Source organism: Pontibacter sp. HSC-14F20, assembly GCF_019599265.1.
Lineage (GTDB): Bacteria > Bacteroidota > Bacteroidia > Cytophagales > Hymenobacteraceae > Pontibacter.
In genome coordinates this window covers 1-22,555 of the sequence record NZ_JAHZTC010000017.1, presented here as the reverse complement: position 1 = coordinate 22,555, position 22,555 = coordinate 1, and the positions used below count along the sequence as shown (strand labels likewise).

Here is a 22,555-nt window from a genome sequence, read left to right as displayed (position 1 = left end):
AATTTTAAATTAGAAAGAGAGGTCCTTGCCTTGGTAGAAGTCCAAGACTTTTAGTTTAAAGGTATAGTCGTATTTCGCCTGTATCAAACTGGACTGGGCGGAGCGGTACGTGTTCGCTACTACATTGAAATCTACTGTGTTAATCACGCCACCTTGCAGTCTTAGTTCAGCATTGCGGAAGTTCTTTTCAGAGGCGTTTACCTGCTGTTGGGCCGCCGCATAACGACGCTGCGCCGCGATGGCATCCACATAAGCCTGCTCAATTGTCTGGCGCAGGTTGTTCTTGGCGATATCGGCATTCAACTGGGCGTTTTGCTGCTGCAGTTTGGCACGTTGCACGTTGGTGCGAGCCTGCAGACTGTTCAGGATCGGAATCTGGAGTGAAAGCCCAACCTGAGTGTTCAGGTTATCATCCCATTGACGGAACATGCCATAGTATTCATCGATCCGGCGCGTCTCCACATTTTCAAACCAGAGGGTCTGCGATGCAGTACCAGTCTCATTCAGGTATACCACCTGAGGAACGCGGCCACTTACGACCCGTTCAATATCTACCAATCTGCGGCTGGTGCTGGCGTATCGGCTACCTGCACCGGCAAAAAGGCTCAGACGGGGATAATACGCGCCTCTTGCTACACTTATGCCCGTTTCAGCGCTGCGTAAACGCAGTTCTGTGGCGCGGATGGAGGGTTGGGTCTGCATGGCTACATCGTATACCTGGCTTCCATTTACGATCACCGGATTTTCGTTTGGTTCCGGGATGTTAGGGATCTCGATCTGAAACTCCTCTGTAGTAGGTATATTGAGCAGTTGCATCAGGGTCAGTCTTGAAATATCGCGCTGGTTCTGTGCTGTGATGTAGTTGAGCTCGTCTGTAGAAAGTTGTGATTCGAGGTCCAGCACGGCGTTTTCGGCTACACTACCTGCTTTGAAAAGAGCCTGTGTTCGGGTTAGCTGCTGTTGTGTAAGATTGCGTTGCAGGTCAGAAACGTTCATTTGCTCGTTAGCAAACAAGGTATTCAAATAGGCTGTTACAATCTGGATGGTGATGTCGTTCTGAGCCGAAAGATATTCCTGCTCACTAGCTTCCAGGTTCAGGCTGTTCTGCTTGATCTGATTCACCTGCTGAAAACCGGAAAATAACGGCAATGACGCGTTAATCGACACGTTAGAGGTCCGTGCGTTTTGTGTCAGCAAGCTAAACGTTACCGGGTCCTGAAAAGAACCTGTGTTAAAGCTGTAGTTTCCATTGGCATTGATACTCGGCAGTCGGGCCGCACGCGACTGATTCAGATTGGCTCTGTCCGATTCACGGCTCAGGGCATTCTGGCGCACGTTCAGGTTATTTGCTTTGGCATATTCAACTGCTTCCTGCAGCGACCAGATGCCATCGCTTCCTGCTCCCTGTTGTTGTGCCATAGCGGAGCTAAATCCTCCAACGGTTAAACCCAGGGCCAACAAAAGCACTTTGTTTGACATTTTTTTCATCGTTTGATTTCTTCTTATAGATCGATATTCGGGATATAGATCACATTTTTTACCCAGCTGAGTTGCTTCAGGTACTCAAGCGTGATCGGCTTGATGCCTGAGTCCATTTCGATAAACTGGCGGGCCATTTCGTTTCTGCCCTTGCGCGACACATTCATCGTGGCGATGTTGCAATCATCGTGTGCAATCACGGTAGCGATAAAGGCAATACTGCCTTTCACGTCGGCAGCGTCTATGATCAGCGTGTGCAGATTAGCCGAAAAACTAGCTGTAAACCCGTCTACCTCCACAATATTGATGACGCCACCTCCCCGGCTCTGCCCGATTACCTCGACCTCACGCTCTCCGGCCTTCAGATTCAGCTTGATGGTGTTGGGGTGCATGGTAGAGGCATTGCCAACAGATCGGAAAGTATACTTCAACCCACGCTCTTTGGCATGGTCAAACGCTTCCTTAATGCGCTTGTCATCTGTTTTGAAATCCAACAGACCAGCTACAATGGCGCGGTCTGAACCATGGCCTTCGTAGGTTTGGGCAAAAGAATTATAGAAGGTAATAATGGCCTCTTCTGGTGCGGTACCTAACACACGGATGGCAGCCCGCGCAATGCGCACAACACCAGCGGTATGGGAGCTCGAAGGACCAATCATGATAGGTCCAATCATATCAAAGACACTGCTTTTTTCTGCCATGAGGTATGAGCGGGTAAATATCGTAAAACCCAAATTTAACAATTAAGGCTTATTATAACATTTTTTCACCGTTATATTCTGCTGATTTCTACCAACTGTCGCTTTTACTCTATTAAAATCGCCATCAGGCCCACTAACCTCTCACTGCATCGATCAGTTAAACAAACTTATCTGTACACAGGATGCCTGGTAATTAGGAAAGGTTGCCTGCAAGTTGTGGATTTATTTTAACTGTTTTATGTTTTAAAGATAGCGCGCGATAAATATTTGTGCATTGCCGGAATCTGTGCGTTTGTTTTACTTAATTTGTAGGTAAATGGCGTCTCACCAAACCCCATCTGTATACCATGGAGCAACAACCTTTTAAACCGGAAGTGCTGGAGCAACTCAGAAGACTGGAAGCTAAGTATGTGCCCCTCGGGCAAGACCTGGCCGCCTATCTGGAAGGGCTTTACTACACCGATTATATCAACTACTGGGATTATATTCACCTCGATACCCTGTTGAGTCTGCAGAATCCGCGCACCTCTATACCTGATGAAAAGATATTTATTATGTATCACCAGATCACGGAGCTCTACTTTAAGCTTTGCCTGGAAGAATACAAACAAATAGGTGAAGATAAGGAGCTTACTGGTGAAGTGTTATACAAACGATTGAAGCGCATTAACCGCTATTTCGAGAATCTGATCGACTCGTTTGATGTGATGGTGGACGGTATGGATCCGAAACAATTCCTGCAGTTCAGAATGGCGCTGATGCCGGCCAGCGGTTTTCAGTCGGTACAGTACCGCATGATCGAGATTGCCTCCACAGAGCTGCGTAACCTGACAGATAAAGAGAAACGGAAAGCGCTTGGTTTACAGAGTACACACGAAGAGCTTATGGGCTGCATCTACTGGAAAGAAGGAGCTACCGAGGTTTCGTCAGGTGCTAAAACGCTCACGCTTATTCGGTTTGAAGAAAAATATACCCAGCAGCTGATTCACTTTGCAAGGCAGTATGAGCACATGAACGTTTGGTCTGCCTATAAACGTTTGTCAGAGGAAGAACAGCAAAACCCACGGCTGATCCGCCAAATGCGCGAGTTGGATAGCAACGTAAATGTGAACTGGCCGCTGATGCACTATAAATCAGCCGTGCGTTACCTGCAGCGTGACCCTGAGGTGATCGCAGCCACAGGCGGAACCAACTGGCAGAAATACCTGCCTCCAAAGTTCCAGAAGCGCATTTTTTACCCGGAACTTTGGACTGAAGAAGAACTCGGAAACTGGGGCAAAGGCTGGGTTGAGAAAGTGCTGAATGGCGATATTTAGAATTGTTTATTTGTTGATGGTTAAATGGTTGTTTTAGGGTGTTTAGACTTGATGTTGCTTAAGGTATAGCAATCTATCGTCGAATGATAGAACGACTAATATTAAGTATGTGTAGGAGAGTGTTTTCAATAGCCACTCGCCTTCATTCGAAGCAACAATTTAACCATTTAGCAATTCAACCATTTAATTAAAAAATTTAAGGATAACTACCTTACTACTTGTAAATGAAGAAGAAAGAAGTTGAAGTTGTGTTGTCGCCGGAGGTGGCATACAACGACGAACTGTTGGAGCGTGAGCTTATCGTTAGTGCCGGTCTTAAGCCGGAAGATGTCACGCATATTCACCGCATCAAGCGCTCGATTGATGCGCGGGGGCGTCAGGTTTTGCTCCGTGTGCGGGCCGACCTATACCTGGACACACCTCCTTCCAATATCCTTTCGGCCAGGTATAGCTATCCAAATGTCAGCAATGCCAAAAAAGTGATCATAGTCGGTGCCGGTCCGGCCGGTTTGTTTGGGGCCCTGCGTTGCATTGAACTAGGGCTGAAACCGATCGTACTGGAACGCGGCAAAGATGTTCGTTCCCGTCGTCGTGATTTGGCCGCCATTAACAAGGAACACATCGTGAATCCGGACTCGAACTACTGTTTCGGTGAAGGTGGTGCCGGTACTTATTCGGATGGGAAACTCTATACCCGCTCCAAGAAACGTGGTGATCTGCAGCGTATCCTCGAGATTTTTGTGCAGCACGGTGCCACCCGTGATATCCTGTTTGATGCCCACCCGCATATTGGCACCAACAAACTGCCCCGCATCATCTCCGCCATCCGTGAAAGTATTGTAGCTGCCGGCGGTGAAGTATTGTTTGACAAACGCGTGACTGATTTTATCCTGGAACGGGATGAAATGAAAGGTGTCGTGACGCAGGACGGACAGGTATACAACGGTGAAGCCGTGATTCTGGCAACCGGCCACAGTGCACGCGATATTTTTGAGTTGTTGCATCACAAAGGCATCACCATCGAAGCTAAGCCTTTTGCTATGGGCGTGCGTGTGGAGCACCAGCAAAAACTAATCGACAGCATCCAGTATAAGTGCGAAGACCGCGGTTGCTGGTTGCCAGCCTCCTCTTACGCCTTGGTGCACCAGACGGTATACGACAACAAACAGCGCGGTATTTTCTCGTTCTGTATGTGCCCGGGCGGTTTTATCGTACCCTCGGCAACGGCTCCCGGCGAGGTGGTCGTAAACGGTATGTCACCGAGCCGTCGCGATTCTAAATTTGCCAACTCAGGTATAGTGGTCGCCATTGAACTGGAAGACATGGAGCTTGACAAGTATGGTCCGCTGGCCGGACTGCGTATGCAGGAAGCTCTGGAACGAAAAGCCTGCGAAATGGCTGGTGGCACCCAAAAAGCGCCTGCCCAGCTCCTCCTCGACTTCACACGCCAGAAAACCGGCGGCGCTTTGCTAGAAACGTCTTATCAGCCCGGCCTCACTCCTGTGGACATGAACGATCTGTTCTCACCAGCCATGGCCTATCGTCTGCGGGAGGGTTTTAAAGCATTTGGCAATAAAATGCGCGGTTACTTGAGCAATGACGCCCAGATCATAGGGGTGGAAAGCCGCACCTCCTCCCCTGTGCGTATACCGCGTGACAGAGAAACACTGGAGCATGTGCAGATCAAAAATCTATACCCATGTGCAGAAGGTGCAGGCTATGCAGGAGGAATCGTGTCGGCAGCGATGGATGGAGAGCGATGCGCTGAGAAGATTGCTGCAAAAGTATTGCAACAGGTATAGCCAACTTGTATTGTATTCAGTTTATACCTGATTGCCCTGTAACGTTTCCATGCTGATAGCGGTTAAATAGAGTGATCAAATTATCTCAACCATGAAAAAGACACTTGTACTGGGTGCCACCGATAATCCTTCCCGCTTTGCCTACAAGGCCATTCACCGGCTGCAACAGCACGGCCACGAAGTGGTGCCGGTGGGCATACGAAAAGGAGAAGTTGGCGGACAGCCCATTATCACAGATAAAGAGCAGAAAATTGAAGGGATTGATACGGTTACGCTTTATGTGGGACCGCAGAACCAGCCAACCTGGTACGATTACATTATCTCGCTGCAGCCGAAGCGCATCATCTTTAACCCGGGTACGGAAAATCGTGAATTAGAGCAAATGGCCGAAGATGCAGGTATAGAAACTATGCACCACTGTACGCTGGTAATGCTGGCCTCGAGTACCTACTGAAAAATTTCCGGAAATTTTATTTAGAGCTGTAACCTCCCACAAAGTCGGGCGTATAAACCAGTATAATCAAAGTTTGCAGATGGCATTTGTTGTCTATGGAAGCTTTAGAAAAAGGGATCTTTCAAGAGATCCCTTTTTTGTTTTTATGCCTCCCGTCTTAGCACTTCCAGCGGCGGCCTGTTTAATACACCACGGCTGTTGAGCAAGCCAACGGCCACTGTCAGCAAAGTAACCAACACGAAAATAACCAGCAATGGCCAGAGTACCGGTACAAACTCCATCTCAAAACTAAATACAGCCAAGGCCCATGCGGCGCCAAAAGCAATCACGCAACCCACAGCGGCGGCCAGTATACCTAGCATCAGGTACTCCATCAAGGTTATACCCAGAATCTGTTTTTTGTTAGCGCCCAGTGTCCGCAGCAGCACACTCTCCTGCACACGCTGAAATTTGCTCACATTCACAGAGCCGACCAGCACCAGCAAACCGGTAAAAATGCTGAAGAGCGCCATAAACTGGATCACAAAAGATATTTGACTGACTACCTCCTCCAAAGTTCTCAGAATCAAATCGAGTCCAATAGCCGATACGTTCGGGAAAGCCTCCACGACACGGCGCTGGAACTGAGCTGCCTGTTGTTCGTTGTCACTACGGGTCATCAGCACATGAAACTGGGGAGCATCTTCGAGCACACCTTCCGGGAAAAGTACTTGGAAGTTAGTCTGCACCCGGTTCCAATCCACGCGGCGCAGGTGGGCTACGCGGGCAGGAATAGTTGCACCCTGCACATTATAAATCAGCGAATCTCCTACTTTCACTTTGATGCGCTCGGCATACCCCTCTTCCAGCGAAACTGGTACTTTCTCGCCTTCTTTATATTGCCCATTACTCCATGTACCGGCTTCCGTCTTTTCAGAATCGCTCAAGCGGTCGCGGTATGTTACCCGGTATTCCCGCGTGAAATTTCTCGGTCTGATCTCCAGGGTCGTGTCTTTGCGCACATCTGCCAGCGTCAGGTTATTGATTTGTTCCAGCCTGACCGTCACAATTGGGTCAAAATAAAGGATTGGGAGCCCTTCTTCTTTGGTTAAGTTGGCAACCTGGTCCCGTTGACTGTTCTGGATATCAAAGAGTACGAGATTAGGCTGATCTTCTGTGCCGGAAAGTGACACTTCGCTCAACAACGTTCGCTGCACCATGAAAAGCGTCCCGATCAGTGCGGTACCTAAACCGATGGATACCATCAGCAATAGAGTCTGGTTATTTGGGCGGTACAGGTTAGCCAGCCCCTGGCGCCATACATAGCCCCAGTGGGTCGGGAAAAAGCGTTTGACGGTCCAGGACAGGCCTTTGGCTAGTAAAGCCAGCACCAGGAAAGCAGCGATAACCCCACCGGTAAAGTAGAGCGCCTGCCACCACGTGCCCATCTGCCAGCGCGAGAAGACCACAATAAAACCTAATAGCAAGCCGTATACAGCCCATCGAAGCGGATCTTTCTGGTTAGTCAGGTGCTCGACGGTAGCACGCAATGTTATCAGCGGAGATACCTGCCGGATGCTCAGTAAAGGCAAAAGCGCAAATAAAACTGAAACGATAACACCCATCAACACGCCCTGCGCGGCAGCTGTTACAGAAAAGTACGCATCCACAGATACAGGCAAAAAAGTTTTGAAAAGCTCCGGCAGCACCAGTTGCACGATGCTTCCCAGTGCCGCCCCTGCTAAGCCGCCTATCAAGCCCATGCCCATCACCTGAAACAGGTATACCAAAAAGGCCTGTTTGCCACTCATACCCAGGCAGCGCAGAATACCGATAGTGGAGAGTTTATCTCGCATGTAGACGTGCACGGCACTCGCCACGCCTACGCAACCCAGCAACAACGCCACAAAACCTACGAGCGCCAGAAAGCGGGCCAACTCGTCATAAGAGCGTCCCATGCTCGCTTTCCTAGTTTCTACGGTATCATAGAACATGCCGAGCTCTTCGAACCGTGGATCCAGCTTATTGGCCAGCGTATCCGGCTGCTCGGCTTGGTCCAGGTCGTAGTAATAATAATAGGAAACACGGCTGCCGCGCTGAATTAGGCCGGTTTCAGGCAGATATTGTCTGGGAATGTACACCACGGGCGCTACGGCAGCGGTCATGGCCGTCTGCCCGGGTATGCGGTGCAGGGCTCCTTCTATAGCAAAGGTCACAGCGCCAACCCGAATCGAGTCACCCACCTGCGCTTCGTATTGCAGCATCAGGTTGTGGTCAACCAACGCGCGTTTGTCCTCCCGGAAACTACGGCTGGCCTCTACCGGGGCAGTCTCGATAGCTCCGAAGTAAGGAAATTCACCTTCCAGCGCGCGAACCTGTACCAGGCGGGTCTCATTGCTCTTCACAAAATAGACCATCGACATCATGCGGTTCTCGTCGGAGCGTTTGCCCAGTGTGCTCACAGAGTCGATGATGGCCAGGGAAAGCGAGTCAGGCTCTTTGTTCATGCCCATCACCAGATCAGCGCCGATCAGGGATCGGGCTTTCTCATCGATGGCCAACTGCAGACTGTCGCGGAATGAGTTGATTGCCACAAGGGCCGCTATACCCAGCACGATGGAGGAAAGGAACAGCAACAGCCTGCCCCGGCTACGGCGGGTATCGCGCCACGCCATTTTGAGGAGCCAGGGTATATTCAGTTTCGGTTTTTCCGGATTAGGCTTGTTGTCAGACAAGGTATACTTAATGTTAAGTTAGATAAGTCTTTATGATCTTGTTGCTTATACCTTAGGAAAGGTTGGAGTCTTCCGGCTGATGCACTCTTTCAGGCGTTCTCGTATCGGACACTACATGGCCCCCTTTGATGCGGATGATGCGCTGTGTTTTTTCTGCCAGTTCGAGGTCGTGGGTAACGAGTACGAGTGTGGTGCCTGCTTCACGGTTCAGCTCAAACAAGAGTTTTTCTACCTTATCGCCGGTTTCCTCGTCCAAGTTACCAGTAGGTTCATCGGCAAAGAGGATGGTAGGCCGGTTGGAGAAAGCCCTTGCCAGCGACACCCGCTGTTGTTCGCCTCCTGATAGCTGTGTTGGATAGTGATCGTGGCGTTCGGCGAGTCCCACGCGGGCCAGTAAATCCATGGCCTGCCGCTGCACGTTGCGTTCACCACGCAGTTCAAGCGGCACCATCACATTTTCGAGGGCTGTGAGCGTAGGTATAAGCTGAAAGTTCTGAAAGATAAAGCCCACGTATTGGTTGCGTACCTGCGCCCGGGCATCTTCACTCAGTTTGTCGAGCCGCACGCCGTTCAGGACCACAGAACCGCTGCTGGCCCGGTCAAGGCCGGCGCAAAGGCCCAGCAGTGTAGTTTTGCCGCTACCAGAGGGGCCTACGATGGCGCAGGTATCGCCGGCATGCAGTGTAAAGTTGATGCCTTCGAGTACAGTCAGGTGACGGTCACCGGTGTCGTAGGTTTTCTTCAGGTTACTGATTTCTAGTATAGTAGACACGTAGCTTGTGTTTTAGAGACGTTAAACGACAGGTAAAGCGTTGCAGGTATAGTTATGCGCATTGCCATTCCCGAACCTAATAACTAATACCGGCCGTTATAGGTTTTAAGATTGATAAAACTAAATTTAGGAAAAAATCAGCTACATGAACAATAAGAGCAAGTATATCTCCTTCACTTTCGCCTTCTTTCTCACCTTATGGGGCTGCGACCAGGCCAGCACTCCGGAACAGGTAGTGTCAGAACAACAGAAACAAAACGATACGACCACTACTGCTGAAGCTTCAAAGAACGAGCGGACCAAGACCATCGTGTTTTTCGGCAATAGCCTCACCGCCGGGTATGGACTGGAGCCGGATCAGGCTTTCCCTGCCCTGATTCAGGAGCGCATCGACTCGCTTGGTTTGCCCTACAAAGCTGTAAATGCGGGATTGAGCGGCGAAACTTCTGCTGGTGGCAAAAGCCGCATCGACTGGTTGCTGAAACAGCCGATCGATGTTTTTGTGCTGGAGCTGGGCGCCAATGACGGCTTGCGAGGTATAGACCCGGCTTCTACTTATGATAACCTCGGCACGATCATCGACAAAGTGAGAGAGAAAAATCCGGACGCGGAGATTATTCTGGCAGGTATGCAGATGCCGCCGAGCATGGGGCAAAGCTATACCCAGGAATTTGAGCAGGTGTTTACCCGTCTGACCAAAGACAAAGACGTGACGCTTATACCATTCCTGCTGGAGGGTGTGGCTGGTGACCGTGCCTTGAATCAGGGAGATGGTATACATCCCACTATAGAAGGGCAACGCATACTGGCTGAAAATGTGTGGACTGTACTGGAACCAATTTTAATGGCCAAACGAGCCTCCTAAGGCCTATTTTGAAAAATAATTAATTTATTTTCAAAGATTTGTAACCAAACACAACCTTTAGCACGTATAAAAGCATGGCTAAAAGTTGAAAAGTTTAATTAACAATTAATCCTTTCAAAAAATAACAGCGCTGGCTCCTTATCTGGGGCCAGCGCTGTATTTTTTTTAATCATTTCTACATTTGGTTATTCTTCAGCTACTTCCGATTTCATCTTCTCAGCCAGTACATAATAAGCCCCTTTGGTCACTACCTGAGCTTTCGCAGGGAATTCGATCAGCGTTTTCACCTCTGTGAAGCCATCCTCAGCTACGCCAGTCTCCACTTCGTGCATGCGGAATGTGGTAGGGCCTTCCTTCACAAAAACATAATGTTTGCCTTTGTAGCGCACCACCGATTCTTCTGGTAGTGCGGGCAGCTCCTGTTTTCCAGCCAGAATCTGTGCATTTACATACATACCTGGTAGCAGGTTTGTGTTTTTGTTATTCTCGAGCTCAGCATGCACCGTCACCATGCGCGAATCGCCCTCAAATGCTCTGCCCAAAGCAAAAATCTCGGCTTCCAGCGGTTCTCCTGCCACGTTTGGCAAGGTAAACAGCACCTTCTGCCCTTCTTTCATCTTGCTGAAATCACGCTCGAACACACTGAGCTCCAAGTGCAGGTGGTGGTTGTCTACTAACTCAAACATCTGCTGACCCGGCTGCGCATAAGTGCCCATGTTCACGTTAATAACACGCACATAACCGCTGATAGGTGCCGTAATAGCCACAGACGAGGTGATCTGCCCCGCTTCCACGTTCTTTGATGAAATACCCATGGCAGAGAGATGCGTAGCGATTGCTTTTAGGCGTGCCCGCTGTACCTGCACATCCGACTCTGCCTGTTCGAAACGCTTGCGGGAGCCCACTTGCTCTTCGTTAAGCGTGCGTTGGCGTTCGTAATCCTGTTCGGCAAAACGCAGTTGGTTGCGGGTTGTCAGATACTCTTCCTGCAGCTTGATCAGTTCCGGGTTCTGGATAGTGGCCAGCACTTTTCCCTTCTGCACATACTCTCCTTCCTTAACAGGTATACTGCGCACCACACCGCCCATTAAAGGGTTGATACTGGCTATGTTCTGTGGTGGAAGCTGAAGTTGTCCGTTAGCTGTCACACGGGCTGATAGTGGTCTGTTCTCTATCGTTCCTAATTCAATAGTCCCTACTTTTTGCTGCGCTTCAGTAAAAGTAACAACAAAGGGGGACGTACTTGCGGATGCTTCCGTTGTGGCGGACGCTGGTTCTTCGGCAGGTGCCTGCTTGGAGCATGCTGCCAGACTGAAAAGTCCGCAAAGAGTGATGATCTTGATTTTATATGCTGTCATGTTATTCGATTCCTGCTGTGAATTCTAAGCTGATTATGGTTTGGTTGTATTCGCGGAGCGCGTTGAGGTAATTGCTGCGCAATTGAAATGCCTGATCAAGGGCCTGCACATACTCCACGTAGTCGATGTCGCCGGTTTGGAAACTGAGTTCAGCCGCCTTGTTCAGTTGTTCGGCTTGTCGCAGTGCGCTTTGTTCAAAATAGGCCAGTGTGTTGCTGTGCTTCTGGAGCTCTTGGGCCAGGTTTTGTAATTCGGTCAATAGTACCTGCTGCTGGTAGCGCACCTGGCTTTTCACGGCTTCTTCGTTTATTCTGGCCGCCTTAATGCGCGACCGCTGCGCTCCGAACCAAAGTGGAACTGCTATACCTACTTCATAACCGGTAAAGCGGTCGCCGGAGGTATATACCCTGCCCGGGTTGTCAGGAGGAGTTTCACCCATAAAGGTCTGGTTGAAGTAACCTACTGTAAAGTCCGGTAACAAACGCGATTGTTCGAGCTGTTTCTGGCGTTCGGCTACCTGTGTCGTGCTTTGCAAAAAGGCCAGGTATGGGTTTGCCGCTAAGGCTGTACTGTCAGCCTGTAAAATCAATTCCCGCTTGCTCAGCTTTTCACTTGCAAACTGAAGGGGCTCTTCTGCCTGCAGTAGTTGGCGCAGTTGGCGTTCGGCAATCTGCTGGTCAGCCAGCGCCTGTTGCAGCGCTGTTTTTATACCTAAGCTGCGGGTCTCGGCCGTTGCCTGCTCCAGATATCCCGTCTCGCCTGTCTCAAAGCGAATCGTAGCGGCCCTTGTGAAGCGGCCAAACAGACTGTCCTGCTGCTGCAGCAGGCGTAGTCGTTCGTTCTGATATTGCAGTGAATACCAGGCTAGTTTTACATCCCGGATCAATTCCTGCTCCACAATCATTTTCTGTGCCTCCGACTGCTTGATATGGGCGTCTGCCAGTCTGGCCTGATCACGGTATACCGTCGGGAAAGCGAACTGCTGGGATGCCGAAATATGCTCGTCTTTGTTCACGGTACTAATCTGGCCACGGCTATAGGTCACATTGGTCTTGGGCAGATCAGTTGCTGCGCCACGCAACGCCTGTTCCCGCTCTACACTATAGGCAGCGCTTTTTAGTCCCAGGTTATGCTCCCGGGCGTAGTTTATACTCTGTTCCAGATTAAGCGGGCTCTGCGCTGATTGTGCTATACCTTGTCCACTAAACAACACGCCGCTCACCATCAACAAAATCGTGATAAGATGTACAGGTATAGGTTTGCGGTGAACTTCCTCTTCAGTAGGTTTTTCATTGGAAGAGAAGATATAGTAAAGCACCGGTAACACAACGAGCGTCAGCAAAGTAGAGGTAAACAAGCCACCGATCACGACTGTTGCCAACGGACGCTGTACTTCTGCTCCTTCTGACCCGGAGAGGGCCATTGGCAGGAAGCCCAGTGCTGCAACAGAAGCCGTCATGAGCACTGGTCTCAGGCGAACGCTTGTTCCAAGCAAAACCCGCTCGTATACATTGGTCATACCTTCCCGCTTGAGTTGGTTGAAGTAGCCAATCAGCACGATGCCGTTTAACACCGCCACCCCAAACAGGGCAATAAAGCCAACACCAGCTGATATACTAAATGGCATATCGCGCAGCCACAGCGCAAAGATTCCACCGATGGCTGATAAAGGTATAGCCGTGAAAATGAGCAGACTTTGCTTAACTGACTTAAAGGCGAAGTATAAGAGCAACAGGATCAGCAGAAGGGCTGCCGGAACCGCAACCGATAAGCGTTGCTTGGCGTGTACCAAGTTCTCAAACTGGCCACCGTATGTAATGAAATAGCCCGCCGGAAGTGGCAGTTCGCGGTTCAGTTTTTCCTGAATTTCTGACACAATTGACTCTACATCGCGCTCCCGCACGTTAAAGCCCACCACAATGCGGCGGCGGCCTTCTTCACGCGATATCTGCATCGGACCTTCTTCAAACTTAATGTCAGCCACTTGTTGCAATGGTATTTGCCCGCCCTGTGGCAGCGACACAAACAGGTCTTCGATATCATTCAGGTCATTGCGCGCACCACCTTCCATGCGCACCACCAGGTCAAAGCGACGGTCGCCTTCGTAAATGGCACCTGCTGTCTGTCCGGCAAAAGCCGTGCGCAGCACCGCGTTCACATCTGCCACCTGCAAGCCATACTGCGACATGCGGGCCCGGTTGTAGTTCACCACGATCTGGGGCAGACCTGTCACTTCCTCCACATAGATATCCTGCACACCTTCCACAGGAGCGATCAGTTTGTCTACCTGGCCTGCCAGATCAGAAAGCTGGTCCAGATCCTCGCCGAAAATCTTGATAGCCACGTCCTGCCGTGCACCGGTCATTAGTTCGTTGAAGCGCAGCTGGATCGGTTGCTGGAAGCCGTAATTCACACCTGGCAGCACTTTCAGCGCCTCGTCCATTTTAGCGGCCAATTCCTGACGCGTGCTGGCGCTTGTCCATTCGTCTTTGTCCTTGAGCAGGATCATCACGTCAGCTGCCTCAATTGGCATGGGGTCAGTCGGAATTTCAGCTGTACCAATTTTACCAATCACCTCGGTCACTTCCGGAAACTGTGTCAGGAGAATTTCGCTGGCTTTGGTGGTTGTTTCAATGGTCTGGCTGAGCGATGCCCCCGGTACCAATCGTAGGTCCATTGCAAAGTCGCCCTCTTCCAGATCAGGCAAGAATTCGCCCCCCATGCGGCTGAAAATAAACAGACTGAAGGCAAACAAAACCAGAGCGGCTCCTATCACCAACGCTTTGCTGCGTAAGGCAAAGGTGATCACCGGACGGTATACCCGCTCCAGGAAGCCCATAAGTCTGTCTGAAATGTTTGGTTTGTGTTTGGTGGTTTTGCTGAGCAGAAGCGTCGACACCATCGGTACATAGGTAAGTGACAGGATGAAAGCGCCCAGAATGGCAAAGCTCACGGTTTGTGCCATCGGTTTGAACATCTTGCCTTCAATCCCCACCAAAGCCATGATTGGCAGGTATACGATCAGGATGATGAGCATACCAAAGGCCGCAGAGTTCATGATATTAGAGGCAGCACTTTTTACTTCCAGGTCCATTTCCTGTTGTGTCAGGCGGCGGAGCGGCAGGTCTTTGTTCTTGACGACAATAAAGTGTAGTACGCCCTCTACAATGATCACGGCTCCGTCTACTATCAAACCAAAGTCGATAGCACCCAAGCTCATCAGGTTACCCGATACGCCAAATACATTCATCATGCCTAGCGCAAACAGCATCGACAAAGGTATAACCGATGCCACCACCAGTCCGGCCCGCAGATTACCCAGCAGGAGCACCAGCACGAAAATAACAATCAGGCCACCTTCGATGAGGTTAGTGGCTACCGTGTTGATCGCTTTCCCCACCAGGTCGCTGCGGTCAAGATAGGCTTCGATTATGAGTCCTTCCGGCAGAGAGGACTGAATAGTGGCTACTTTGTCCTGTACGTTTTTGATTACTTCAGAGGAGCTGGCACCCTTCAGCATCAGCACGATACCGCCGACAACTTCACCTTCGGTATTGCGGGTGAGCGCACCGTAACGCACCGGATGACCAAACTGTACCTTGGCCACGTCGCGCACCAGCACCGGCAGGCCATTTCGGTTGGATACGACAATCTTTTCTATATCCTCCAGCGAACTAACCAGTCCCAGTCCACGGATGAAGAAGGCATTTTGGTTTTTCTCGATGTAAGCGGCTCCGGTATTTTCGTTGTTCTGTTCCAGCGCCCCAATCACCTCAGTTACGGTCAGGTTCATGCTACGCAGGCTTGCCGGGTTCACAGCTACTTCATACTCTTTCAGAAAGCCGCCATAACTACTCACATCGGCCACACCGGGTGTGCCCAGGAGTTGCCGCCGCACGATCCAGTCCTGTATAGTACGCAGCTCAGTGGGGCTGTATTTTTTATCGCTCTCCGGGTCAGTTACCAGCACATACTGGTAGATTTCGCCCAGGCCGGTTGTAACAGGAGCCAATTCAGGTGTGCCCATTTCCGCGGGTATCTGCCTGGCAGCATCACCCAGGCGCTCTGTTATCATTTGCCGGGCCAGGTACTGGTCTACTTCGTCTTTGAACACGACTGTGATCACAGAAAGTCCGAAGCGAGACACGGAGCGCATCTCAATTACATCCGGCACGTTGGCGAGCGCCATTTCAATGGGCGTGGTAATAAAACGTTCCACTTCCTGAGCAGCCAGTGTAGGTGAAGAGGTGACCACCTGCACCTGGTTATTGGTGATGTCGGGAACGGCGTCAACGGGCAGTTGGGTCAGAGAGTAAGTCCCCCAGACGATCAATGCCAGCACCATCAGCCCGATCACCAGTTTATTATGTATCGAAAAATCGATGATTTTATTAAACATGGTATGCTTGATTTTGAATCAATGAATATAGGTATGCAGCAAAGCCGCAAGCGCCATATCGGGCTTGTGATTATACTTCAGGCTGCAAATTATCAGGATAAGAAATCAGGCTACGAGCCGGGGTGGGTGCCACCAGGTAGAGGCGATCTTAATTTCGCGCAACTCCGGGTAAATCAGTGGTTTGGTCTGTGGGATAAAAGGCACGCGAAAGACGATAAGCTCCGGCTCTACTGCAACAGTAAAGGTAGCACAACAGCCACAACTGCAAAATAAAGGGCAGGTATCTTCGTGGAAAGGTGATTCGCCGGTGGTGTCGGCTACATCTGTCAGATTTGGATGATGCTCGTGACTATCCATTATCTTGTCTGTGCACGGCAGGCAGGCCGTCCAGAACAGGAACAGAGAAAAAAGCATGGCCACAAATTTCATCTCTACAAATATAAGCCATTCTATTTTAAAGAGGCTCCAATAGCCTCAATTCAGAATTATTCTTAAGAAACTGAAATAAAATCTGGTTGAGGGGCTGTAATTTAGAGTAGATGATTCCTGTATCTCAAAAAAATATTAGAAATTTATTTTTGCTTAGGCAACCTCCGGGCGAGTATCAACATCTAAAAGGTAAAGAGCAGCAAAACAGCTCAGACAATGGCCTGATAAGCGACATTATTTGATAAAATTTTACCCAGCGTGACAGAACAGGAGTTAATAGCAGGTTGCCAGAAGGCCGAAAGTAAAGCGCAGAAATGCCTTTACGAGCGCTTTGCCTCGCCGATGTACGGTGTGTGCCTGCGTTACCTCAAAAACCAGATGGATGCAGAGGAGGCTTTACTCAACGGGTTTATGAAGGTATACCAGCACATAGACAAGTTTGAAGGCAAAGGCAGCTTCGAGGGTTGGGTAAGACGCATCATGGTGAATGAAGCGCTGGGATTTTTGAGAAAAAAGGAGTCGCTATACCTGTCGATTGAAGAGGACCACGTACAAGTGGCGGGCGGCCTGGGAGCCGACCACGATTTGGCGGAAGGCGAACTGCTGGAGTTGTTACGCACTTTACCTGCCGGCTACAGGGCAGTTTTTAACCTGTATGCAATTGAGGGATATTCTCACAAAGAAATAGCCGATATGCTGCATATCACGGAAGGCACTTCGAAATCGCAGTTGAGCAAAGCACGCGCCATGCTGCAACGAAGACTAACCGGTCAGGAAGCAGTCGCCAGTTGTTAAAAAGGAGGTTCAATCATGAAACCAGAAGACATAGATAAATTATTCAAAGAGCGATTAGGACCCTCGTCTCCTACCCCGCCTGCCGACCTTTGGAACAGGCTCCAGGACCGGATCGAAACAGAAATGCCTGCCTTGAACAAAGGCAAAGCCAAACCGCGCGGCTTTATGTGGCTTTCCTACTCCATTGCGGCAGCAATTACGCTGCTACTGTCGGTGGGCATTGTGTTCTACAGCGTGCAAAACGGCACTGTGCCGGTTGACAGAGACGACCTGGCAAACAATAACGTGCTGATACCTGAGCAGCCACTTGTTATACCTGAACCGAATGTTGCAGACGAGCAGCTAGCCCAGGTCACGGAGACAGACCCTACTTCACCGGCAGATGAAGAATTGGTTGAAACGGCTTTACCTGCTGCTTCGACTTCCGGTACGACACCCAAGCAGCCTAAAGCACCTGCCAGGCAAGTAATCGCGAAAGCAGAGCCGAAAGCGGCAGTAAAAAAGATCAGTCCGAAAAGCAGTACATCAGACTACAAATCAGCGCAGCAGCTGACAGCGCGTCTTGAGCAGCCTGCTATACCTGGCACAACTGAGAATGTTGCTAGTGATAACACAGGAGAAACAGCGCCAGTTGTTTTAACAGCTAACACAGTTGATATGAACGCGCAACCAGTAGAAATTATAATAAAGCGTGCCGCCGTTGTGCAGGAGGTCCAGGCAGCGGAGGAGCTCAGCGGCTTCGAGAAAAAGCAAAAACTGGCCAAGAATATCTTCAAACAGGTTCGCAACCTGTCGAACGGGGAGCGGGTGGAACTGTCGGAACTCGGCATCAACACAGACAGAATTGCACTAGAAACTCAAATTGGGAAACAGAAAATATCAAAAGTCATTCAACTCTAATCTTTTAAAACCATGAAAAAGATACTACTTCTCGTAACAGCCATCATCATGGCTGCAGCCACAGGTGCGTCTGCCAAAGGCGGTCAAACCATAGGCGATCGACTCGGTCAACAAGATACAATTGTTGTAAAAATGGCCAATGGCGCCAAAATGGTGCTATACCTGGAGAATATCGAGCAGCTCAAAGCTTTTGAAAATTACAGTCTCGACTCCCTGATGCGGGTCCTGAATAAATATGTAGACCAGGTAGACCGAATGGACGGCGCCAACAAGGAGCTGAAGTCGCAGGAAACGACGGTCGTGTTTGGTAAAGACAGCAGTGACCCCGAGACGGTAACCATCACGGTGCAGGAAACGGATCAGGACGGCAAAATAAGCAAGGAAAAACACGAGATCCGCATCAACAAGAACATCAAGATTGATGTAGAAATAGAAGAAAGGGATGGCAGTACCAAAGTCGATGTGAATGTGCCGAACCGTGCTGAGCGCGACAGCATACGCACCAGCAACAAAGAGAAGCCTTATAAAGCCACTCGTTTTAATTTTGATCTCGACCTGGGTCTGAATAATTTCCTGAACACCGACAACCAGCAGGTACCGGATCTAAAGCCGCTCGGTTCCCGCTATGTAAGCCTCAACTGGCACCTTAAATCGCAGATCGGTGGTCGTAAGAGTCCGCTATACCTGATGTCGGGCCTGGAGTTTGCCTTCAACAACTACATGTTTGACCGCAACTTCGTGATTGAAGAGGATGTAAACGACGTGACTTTTTTCAGACGAGAAATGGAAATTGATTTTGATAAGTCAAAGCTGACTCACTCCTCTGTTAATGTGCCGCTCATGCCAATGTTGCAATTCAAGCGTCAGAATGGTAAGGAAGGCTTCAAGATTGCTGCCGGTCCATTTGTAGGCTACCGCCTGGGCGCTCACTCCAAGTTTAAATTTGAAGACGGTGGCAAGACCCAGAAAGAAAAAGTACGGAGTAGCTATAACCTGAGCGACTTTCAGTATGGCCTGACCGGCGTGGTAGGCTACGGCAACCTGGACCTGTTCGTGAAATACAACATGAACGACCTGTTCAAAGACAACCGCGGTCCGGACGCCAACGTGATCAGCTTTGGTTTAAGGCTACTGAATTAATAAGCTGTTAATTAGGTGATTATATTGTTTTCAGAAGAAGCCTCCATTAAGAGGCTACTTCTATTTTAAATGCCCTTTGTGGCGCATAAAGTTATCGATGATAATGGCAGTGGCAGTAGCCACGTTCAGCGACTCGGCTTTGCCGAAAGCCGGAATCTTGATCAGATGGGTCACTTCGCTGGCAACCTCCGGTCGTATACCGTTGGCCTCGTTTCCCATCACCACAACGCCATTTGGCTGCAACTGCATACGGTGCAGGTTCACCCCTTCCAGCGAAGCCCCGTATACCGCAACGCTTTCAGGGAGGTCGTGTAACCAGTCAGCCAGCGGCAGGTAATAGGCTTTGACACGCGTGAAAGAGCCCATAGTAGCTGAAATGGTTTTGGGGTTGTAGAAATCAGCGCATGATTCAGAGCAGACAATATTCTGGATACCATACCAGTCCGCAATACGAATGATGGTGCCCATGTTGCCCGGATCGCGTATATCATCCAGTGCGATCGTGAAATCTCCGGATTTAAACGGCAGTTTTGGGAGCTGGCGCATGCGGGCTACAGCCAATCCGGCATTATTACTTGAAAAAGTGCCCGCCTTTGTTAAATCCTGTTCCGTAACAAGTTCGTATCGTGTACCTTTGTTTAGCCTGTTACCATGTTCCTGCAAGAATTCTTCGGTAATGAACAGGTGCTGCAGCTCAAAGTCTGAGTTGAGTAGCTCAAGTACACTTTTGGCACCCTCCACCACAAAGGCTTGGTGTTGGTTGCGGTATTTTTTTACTTGCAGAGCGTTAACGTACTTTACAATTGCTTTCGACAACATAGAGCAGAGAATCGTTTGAGAACACGATGTTACATATTCGGGCTGGTAATTACAATTATTAGTTTAGCTGCCTGTGTGCCCACCAAAAATCTGGGCGAGAACGAGCAACTCCTGCTAGGTATAGAGCCCAAAGGGATAAGCAATGTCAGTCAGACTGATATTGAGGCCGTTTACCAGCAACAGCCCAACCGCACTTTTCTGGCCTCTACCCCATACCTGGCCATTTATAATTTCGGGAAAAGATTCTACAGCCCCTCCCGTATTGACGAACGTATTGAAGAGTTGCGCACCAAGCGCGCGAATAAAGTTGCCGAAGCCGGCGACTCCACCAAATCGCGCCGGATACAGGACCGCTTTGACCGCCGCATCGCTCGCCAGCGCGATCGCAAGGAAAAAGGTAACCTGCTGATGCAGATCGGCGAGCCCCCTGCTATTTACGACTCACTTTTGATGGAGCGTACCATGGAGCAGGTGAACATCTACATGAATACCAAAGGCTTTTTTAATCACGAACTAAGCTACGAAAAGCAGGAAAAGGGCAAGAAGGTATACATCACGCTCAATATCGACGAAAATGAGCCCTACCGCTACAGCGAGTTCAACTACACTATACCCGACGATTCCCTATTGAAGGTTGTGAAGCGGTACGAAGGCAGGTCTTTGCTCAAAGCCGGTGACGTGTACGACGAGCAGTTGATTAGCGCGGAGCGAGACCGGCTGTACGAAATGGTTCGCCACAACGGTTATTTTGACTTTATCCGTGCCTATATTGAGTTTGAAGTAGACACTAGTTTTGGAGGCAATACGGTCAGGGTAAATACCATTATCCAGAATCCTGAGGATCGGGCTGCTCACAAAGCTTATACCATCCGGAACGTATATTTTAAAACAGACGCAGACCGCTTTGGCCTGGTGCGGGATACCCTGGAGTACAACAATTTGAAGTACCTGGCCTACGACCAGAAATTCTCTCCTAACATCCTGGACAAAAAAGTTTCTGTATACCCTGGTGAGCGCTACAGCCAGTTCAGGACCTCTCTCACGCAACGTCGGTTGGCGGAAATGGACGTGTTTCAGTTCAACAACGTTAGCTATAGTAAGGTAGCAGACCCGACTGACACACTCGCTGGGAACCGGTTAGACGCATATATCAATGCTGTGCCTTCGAAGAAGTTTCAGGAAACGACAGAGTTGGGTTTGACTTACTCCGAACGCAGACCGGGGCCTTTTTCCACCGTCCGATTAAAAATAAGAAACGTATTTGGGGGAGCCGAAAACCTGGAGCTAGGTATACGCGGAGGCCTGGAAGGACAATATAACTTCTCTAATCCGGAGCAGACAGTGATGATACGGGAATTTGGTGGCGATGCTGCCCTGACATTTCCGTTATTCATTCTGCCATTCGGGGGCAAAAACATACTGCAGGATTTTAATCCGCGCACCCGTCTTTATGCCGGTTACACCAACGTGAACCGTTTAGAATTTCAGCGTACGCTGCATGAGGCTTCACTCGACTATATCTGGTTCAAATACCCGCGTCCGCTGCAAACGCCTACGGTGCAGTATGTGTTTTCACCTGTGAACGTGAATGTGATCCAGGTTGGTCGCCTCGATTCTACCTTCGAAGCTGATTTAAGAGAGTTGAGTGATATGAGCCGCTCTTTTATTGAAAGTTTCCGGAGTGGATTTGTTTCTTTTATTGGCTTCAACCTGATCTATAATACCAACGATTTTATTCAGTCCCGCAACGCCCGTTACCTACGTGTGCTCAGCGAGGTAGGTGGGCTCTCTTCCAAGCTTGGTATAATGCCGGAATTCGCCAACCTGCGTCAATTTCAATACGCCAGGATTAACCCGGATTATCGCCGCTACATACCGTTGGGTGGGCAGCGTTACTTTGTTTATAGAGTTAATGCGGGTGTGGGCAGCCCGCTTTTCGGATCGACTGCTTTGCCTTACGACAAGTATTTTTTTGCAGGCGGCGCTTCGAGTGTGCGTGCCTGGACAGCCCGTCGTTTGGGTCCTGGCTCCTACCGTACCTTGCGTACCGATGAAGGAAACGTGCGACCTTACGTAACAGAACAGCCCGGCGAGGTGCTTTTGGAAGCCAGTGCGGAGTATCGTTTTAACATGTTCGGCTTCCTGAATGGGGCTGTTTTTGTCGATGCCGGCAACGTGTGGATGCTTAAACCCGATAACCGCCCGGGCTCAGAGTTTCAGTTTAATCGCTTCTACAAAGAGCTGGCTGTCGGAACCGGCTTTGGCCTGCGTCTCAACTTTTCTGTCGTAATCCTGCGTTTTGACATTGCCACACAGGTATACGATCCGGCAGGCGATGTTAACGGCAACAAATTCGTAATCCGTGACTTCCGCTTCTCTGACGTTTTCCGTCAAACGGACCCTGCTGAGCGGCGTACGAACCTGAACATTGGCATCGGTTATCCCTTCTAAAACCTGATGCACCAAAAAGCCCCGCCATGAAACAGGAGGGCACTGAAAAAGTCCCTCATTTAGGAGCAACCCTTAGAAGCGATCAGGTAAAACCATGTTTTTACCTGATCGCTTCTTTTATTATCAGAAGTCGTGCTGGCCAACCGAACGATCACTTGTAT

16 protein-coding genes are annotated in these 22,555 nt (G+C 49.8%); 8 read left to right on the top strand and 8 right to left on the bottom strand.

Features of this window, described 5'->3' with window-relative positions:
• Positions 1-9 precede the first annotated feature (9 nt).
• Together K3G39_RS15620 and sdaAB are read right to left on the bottom strand one after the other, a co-directional pair.
• Entirely contained in the window at positions 10-1,488 is a 1,479-nt protein-coding gene (locus K3G39_RS15620) for a TolC family protein (protein WP_220627116.1), read from the bottom strand.
• Between the two features lie 14 nt (positions 1,489-1,502).
• Positions 1,503-2,180, bottom strand: a complete 678-nt coding sequence (sdaAB, locus tag K3G39_RS15615) for an L-serine ammonia-lyase, iron-sulfur-dependent subunit beta (protein WP_220627115.1) — start codon at positions 2,178-2,180, stop codon at positions 1,503-1,505.
• 347 nt (positions 2,181-2,527) lie between these two features.
• Here sdaAB and K3G39_RS15610 point away from each other — a divergent pair, with 347 nt between their 5' ends.
• From K3G39_RS15610 to K3G39_RS15600, 3 genes are all read left to right on the top strand, one after another.
• Complete coding sequence (locus K3G39_RS15610) at positions 2,528-3,496, top strand: tryptophan 2,3-dioxygenase family protein (RefSeq protein WP_220627114.1); 969 nt, start codon at positions 2,528-2,530, stop codon at positions 3,494-3,496.
• Positions 3,497-3,720: 224 nt separating this feature from the next.
• Positions 3,721-5,298 carry an NAD(P)/FAD-dependent oxidoreductase gene (locus K3G39_RS15605; protein ID WP_220627113.1) on the top strand — a complete coding sequence of 526 codons (1,578 nt, stop codon included), beginning with the start codon at positions 3,721-3,723 and terminating at the stop codon, positions 5,296-5,298.
• 91 nt (positions 5,299-5,389) lie between these two features.
• The gene (locus K3G39_RS15600; protein ID WP_220627112.1) at positions 5,390-5,752 is read left to right on the top strand and encodes a CoA-binding protein; all 363 of its coding nucleotides are present in this window, start codon (positions 5,390-5,392) and stop codon (positions 5,750-5,752) included.
• A gap of 143 nt (positions 5,753-5,895) precedes the next feature.
• Here the strand turns inward: K3G39_RS15600 and K3G39_RS15595 are convergent, their stop codons facing one another.
• Positions 5,896-8,406: an ABC transporter permease gene (locus tag K3G39_RS15595; RefSeq protein WP_255594414.1), complete on the bottom strand. Its 2,511-nt coding sequence runs from the start codon at positions 8,404-8,406 to the stop codon at positions 5,896-5,898.
• 112 nt (positions 8,407-8,518) lie between these two features.
• Entirely contained in the window at positions 8,519-9,238 is a 720-nt protein-coding gene (locus K3G39_RS15590) for an ABC transporter ATP-binding protein (protein ID WP_220627110.1), read from the bottom strand.
• A 145-nt stretch (positions 9,239-9,383) separates the two neighbouring features.
• On the opposite strand from K3G39_RS15590, the gene K3G39_RS15585 reads away from it, so the two are divergent.
• On the top strand, positions 9,384-10,103 hold the full coding sequence (locus K3G39_RS15585) for an arylesterase (protein ID WP_220627109.1): 720 nt from the start codon (positions 9,384-9,386) through the stop codon (positions 10,101-10,103).
• Between the two features lie 185 nt (positions 10,104-10,288).
• On the opposite strand, the gene K3G39_RS15580 is transcribed toward K3G39_RS15585, so the two are convergent.
• From K3G39_RS15580 to K3G39_RS15570, 3 genes are all read right to left on the bottom strand, one after another.
• On the bottom strand, positions 10,289-11,461 hold the full coding sequence (locus K3G39_RS15580; protein ID WP_220627108.1) for an efflux RND transporter periplasmic adaptor subunit: 1,173 nt from the start codon (positions 11,459-11,461) through the stop codon (positions 10,289-10,291).
• Position 11,462: 1 nt separating this feature from the next.
• A complete protein-coding gene (locus tag K3G39_RS15575) occupies positions 11,463-15,860 on the bottom strand; it encodes a CusA/CzcA family heavy metal efflux RND transporter (RefSeq protein ID WP_220627107.1) in 4,398 nt (1,465 codons plus the stop codon).
• A 105-nt stretch (positions 15,861-15,965) separates the two neighbouring features.
• Positions 15,966-16,289 carry a DUF6660 family protein gene (locus tag K3G39_RS15570; protein ID WP_370627267.1) on the bottom strand — a complete coding sequence of 108 codons (324 nt, stop codon included), beginning with the start codon at positions 16,287-16,289 and terminating at the stop codon, positions 15,966-15,968.
• Between the two features lie 258 nt (positions 16,290-16,547).
• Between K3G39_RS15570 and K3G39_RS15565 the strand changes: the two genes are divergently transcribed.
• Genes K3G39_RS15565 through K3G39_RS15555 form a run of 3 tightly spaced genes read left to right on the top strand, consistent with a single transcriptional unit; the run spans position 16,548 to position 19,124 of the window.
• Complete coding sequence (locus K3G39_RS15565) at positions 16,548-17,084, top strand: sigma-70 family RNA polymerase sigma factor (RefSeq protein WP_220627105.1); 537 nt, start codon at positions 16,548-16,550, stop codon at positions 17,082-17,084.
• A 15-nt stretch (positions 17,085-17,099) separates the two neighbouring features.
• Positions 17,100-17,984: a hypothetical protein gene (locus K3G39_RS15560; RefSeq protein ID WP_220627104.1), complete on the top strand. Its 885-nt coding sequence runs from the start codon at positions 17,100-17,102 to the stop codon at positions 17,982-17,984.
• A 12-nt stretch (positions 17,985-17,996) separates the two neighbouring features.
• The gene (locus K3G39_RS15555) at positions 17,997-19,124 is read left to right on the top strand and encodes an outer membrane beta-barrel protein (protein WP_220627103.1); all 1,128 of its coding nucleotides are present in this window, start codon (positions 17,997-17,999) and stop codon (positions 19,122-19,124) included.
• 60 nt (positions 19,125-19,184) lie between these two features.
• Here the strand turns inward: K3G39_RS15555 and K3G39_RS15550 are convergent, their stop codons facing one another.
• Positions 19,185-19,943, bottom strand: coding sequence for an RNA methyltransferase (locus K3G39_RS15550; RefSeq protein WP_220627102.1), 759 nt, complete (start codon positions 19,941-19,943; stop codon positions 19,185-19,187).
• Positions 19,944-20,018: 75 nt separating this feature from the next.
• Here K3G39_RS15550 and K3G39_RS15545 point away from each other — a divergent pair, with 75 nt between their 5' ends.
• Complete coding sequence (locus K3G39_RS15545; protein WP_220627101.1) at positions 20,019-22,394, top strand: BamA/TamA family outer membrane protein; 2,376 nt, start codon at positions 20,019-20,021, stop codon at positions 22,392-22,394.
• The last annotated feature ends 161 nt before the right edge of the window (positions 22,395-22,555 follow it).

Bases quoted from the DNA above. Each gene is read 5' to 3' on its own strand.
- K3G39_RS15610 (WP_220627114.1), top strand. From the start codon at position 2,528: ATGGAGCAACAACCTTTTAAACCGGAAGTGCTGGAGCAACTCAGAAGA.
- K3G39_RS15585 (WP_220627109.1), top strand. From the start codon at position 9,384: ATGAACAATAAGAGCAAGTATATCTCCTTCACTTTCGCCTTCTTTCTC.
- K3G39_RS15620 (WP_220627116.1), bottom strand. From the start codon at position 1,488: ATGAAAAAAATGTCAAACAAAGTGCTTTTGTTGGCCCTGGGTTTAACC.
- K3G39_RS15570 (WP_370627267.1), bottom strand. From the start codon at position 16,289: ATGAAATTTGTGGCCATGCTTTTTTCTCTGTTCCTGTTCTGGACGGCC.
- sdaAB (WP_220627115.1), bottom strand. From the start codon at position 2,180: ATGGCAGAAAAAAGCAGTGTCTTTGATATGATTGGACCTATCATGATT.
- K3G39_RS15550 (WP_220627102.1), bottom strand. From the start codon at position 19,943: ATGTTGTCGAAAGCAATTGTAAAGTACGTTAACGCTCTGCAAGTAAAA.
- K3G39_RS15595 (WP_255594414.1), bottom strand. From the start codon at position 8,406: ATGGCGTGGCGCGATACCCGCCGTAGCCGGGGCAGGCTGTTGCTGTTC.
- K3G39_RS15580 (WP_220627108.1), bottom strand. From the start codon at position 11,461: ATGACAGCATATAAAATCAAGATCATCACTCTTTGCGGACTTTTCAGT.
- K3G39_RS15560 (WP_220627104.1), top strand. From the start codon at position 17,100: ATGAAACCAGAAGACATAGATAAATTATTCAAAGAGCGATTAGGACCC.
- K3G39_RS15605 (WP_220627113.1), top strand. From the start codon at position 3,721: ATGAAGAAGAAAGAAGTTGAAGTTGTGTTGTCGCCGGAGGTGGCATAC.
- K3G39_RS15555 (WP_220627103.1), top strand. From the start codon at position 17,997: ATGAAAAAGATACTACTTCTCGTAACAGCCATCATCATGGCTGCAGCC.
- K3G39_RS15575 (WP_220627107.1), bottom strand. From the start codon at position 15,860: ATGTTTAATAAAATCATCGATTTTTCGATACATAATAAACTGGTGATC.
- K3G39_RS15600 (WP_220627112.1), top strand. From the start codon at position 5,390: ATGAAAAAGACACTTGTACTGGGTGCCACCGATAATCCTTCCCGCTTT.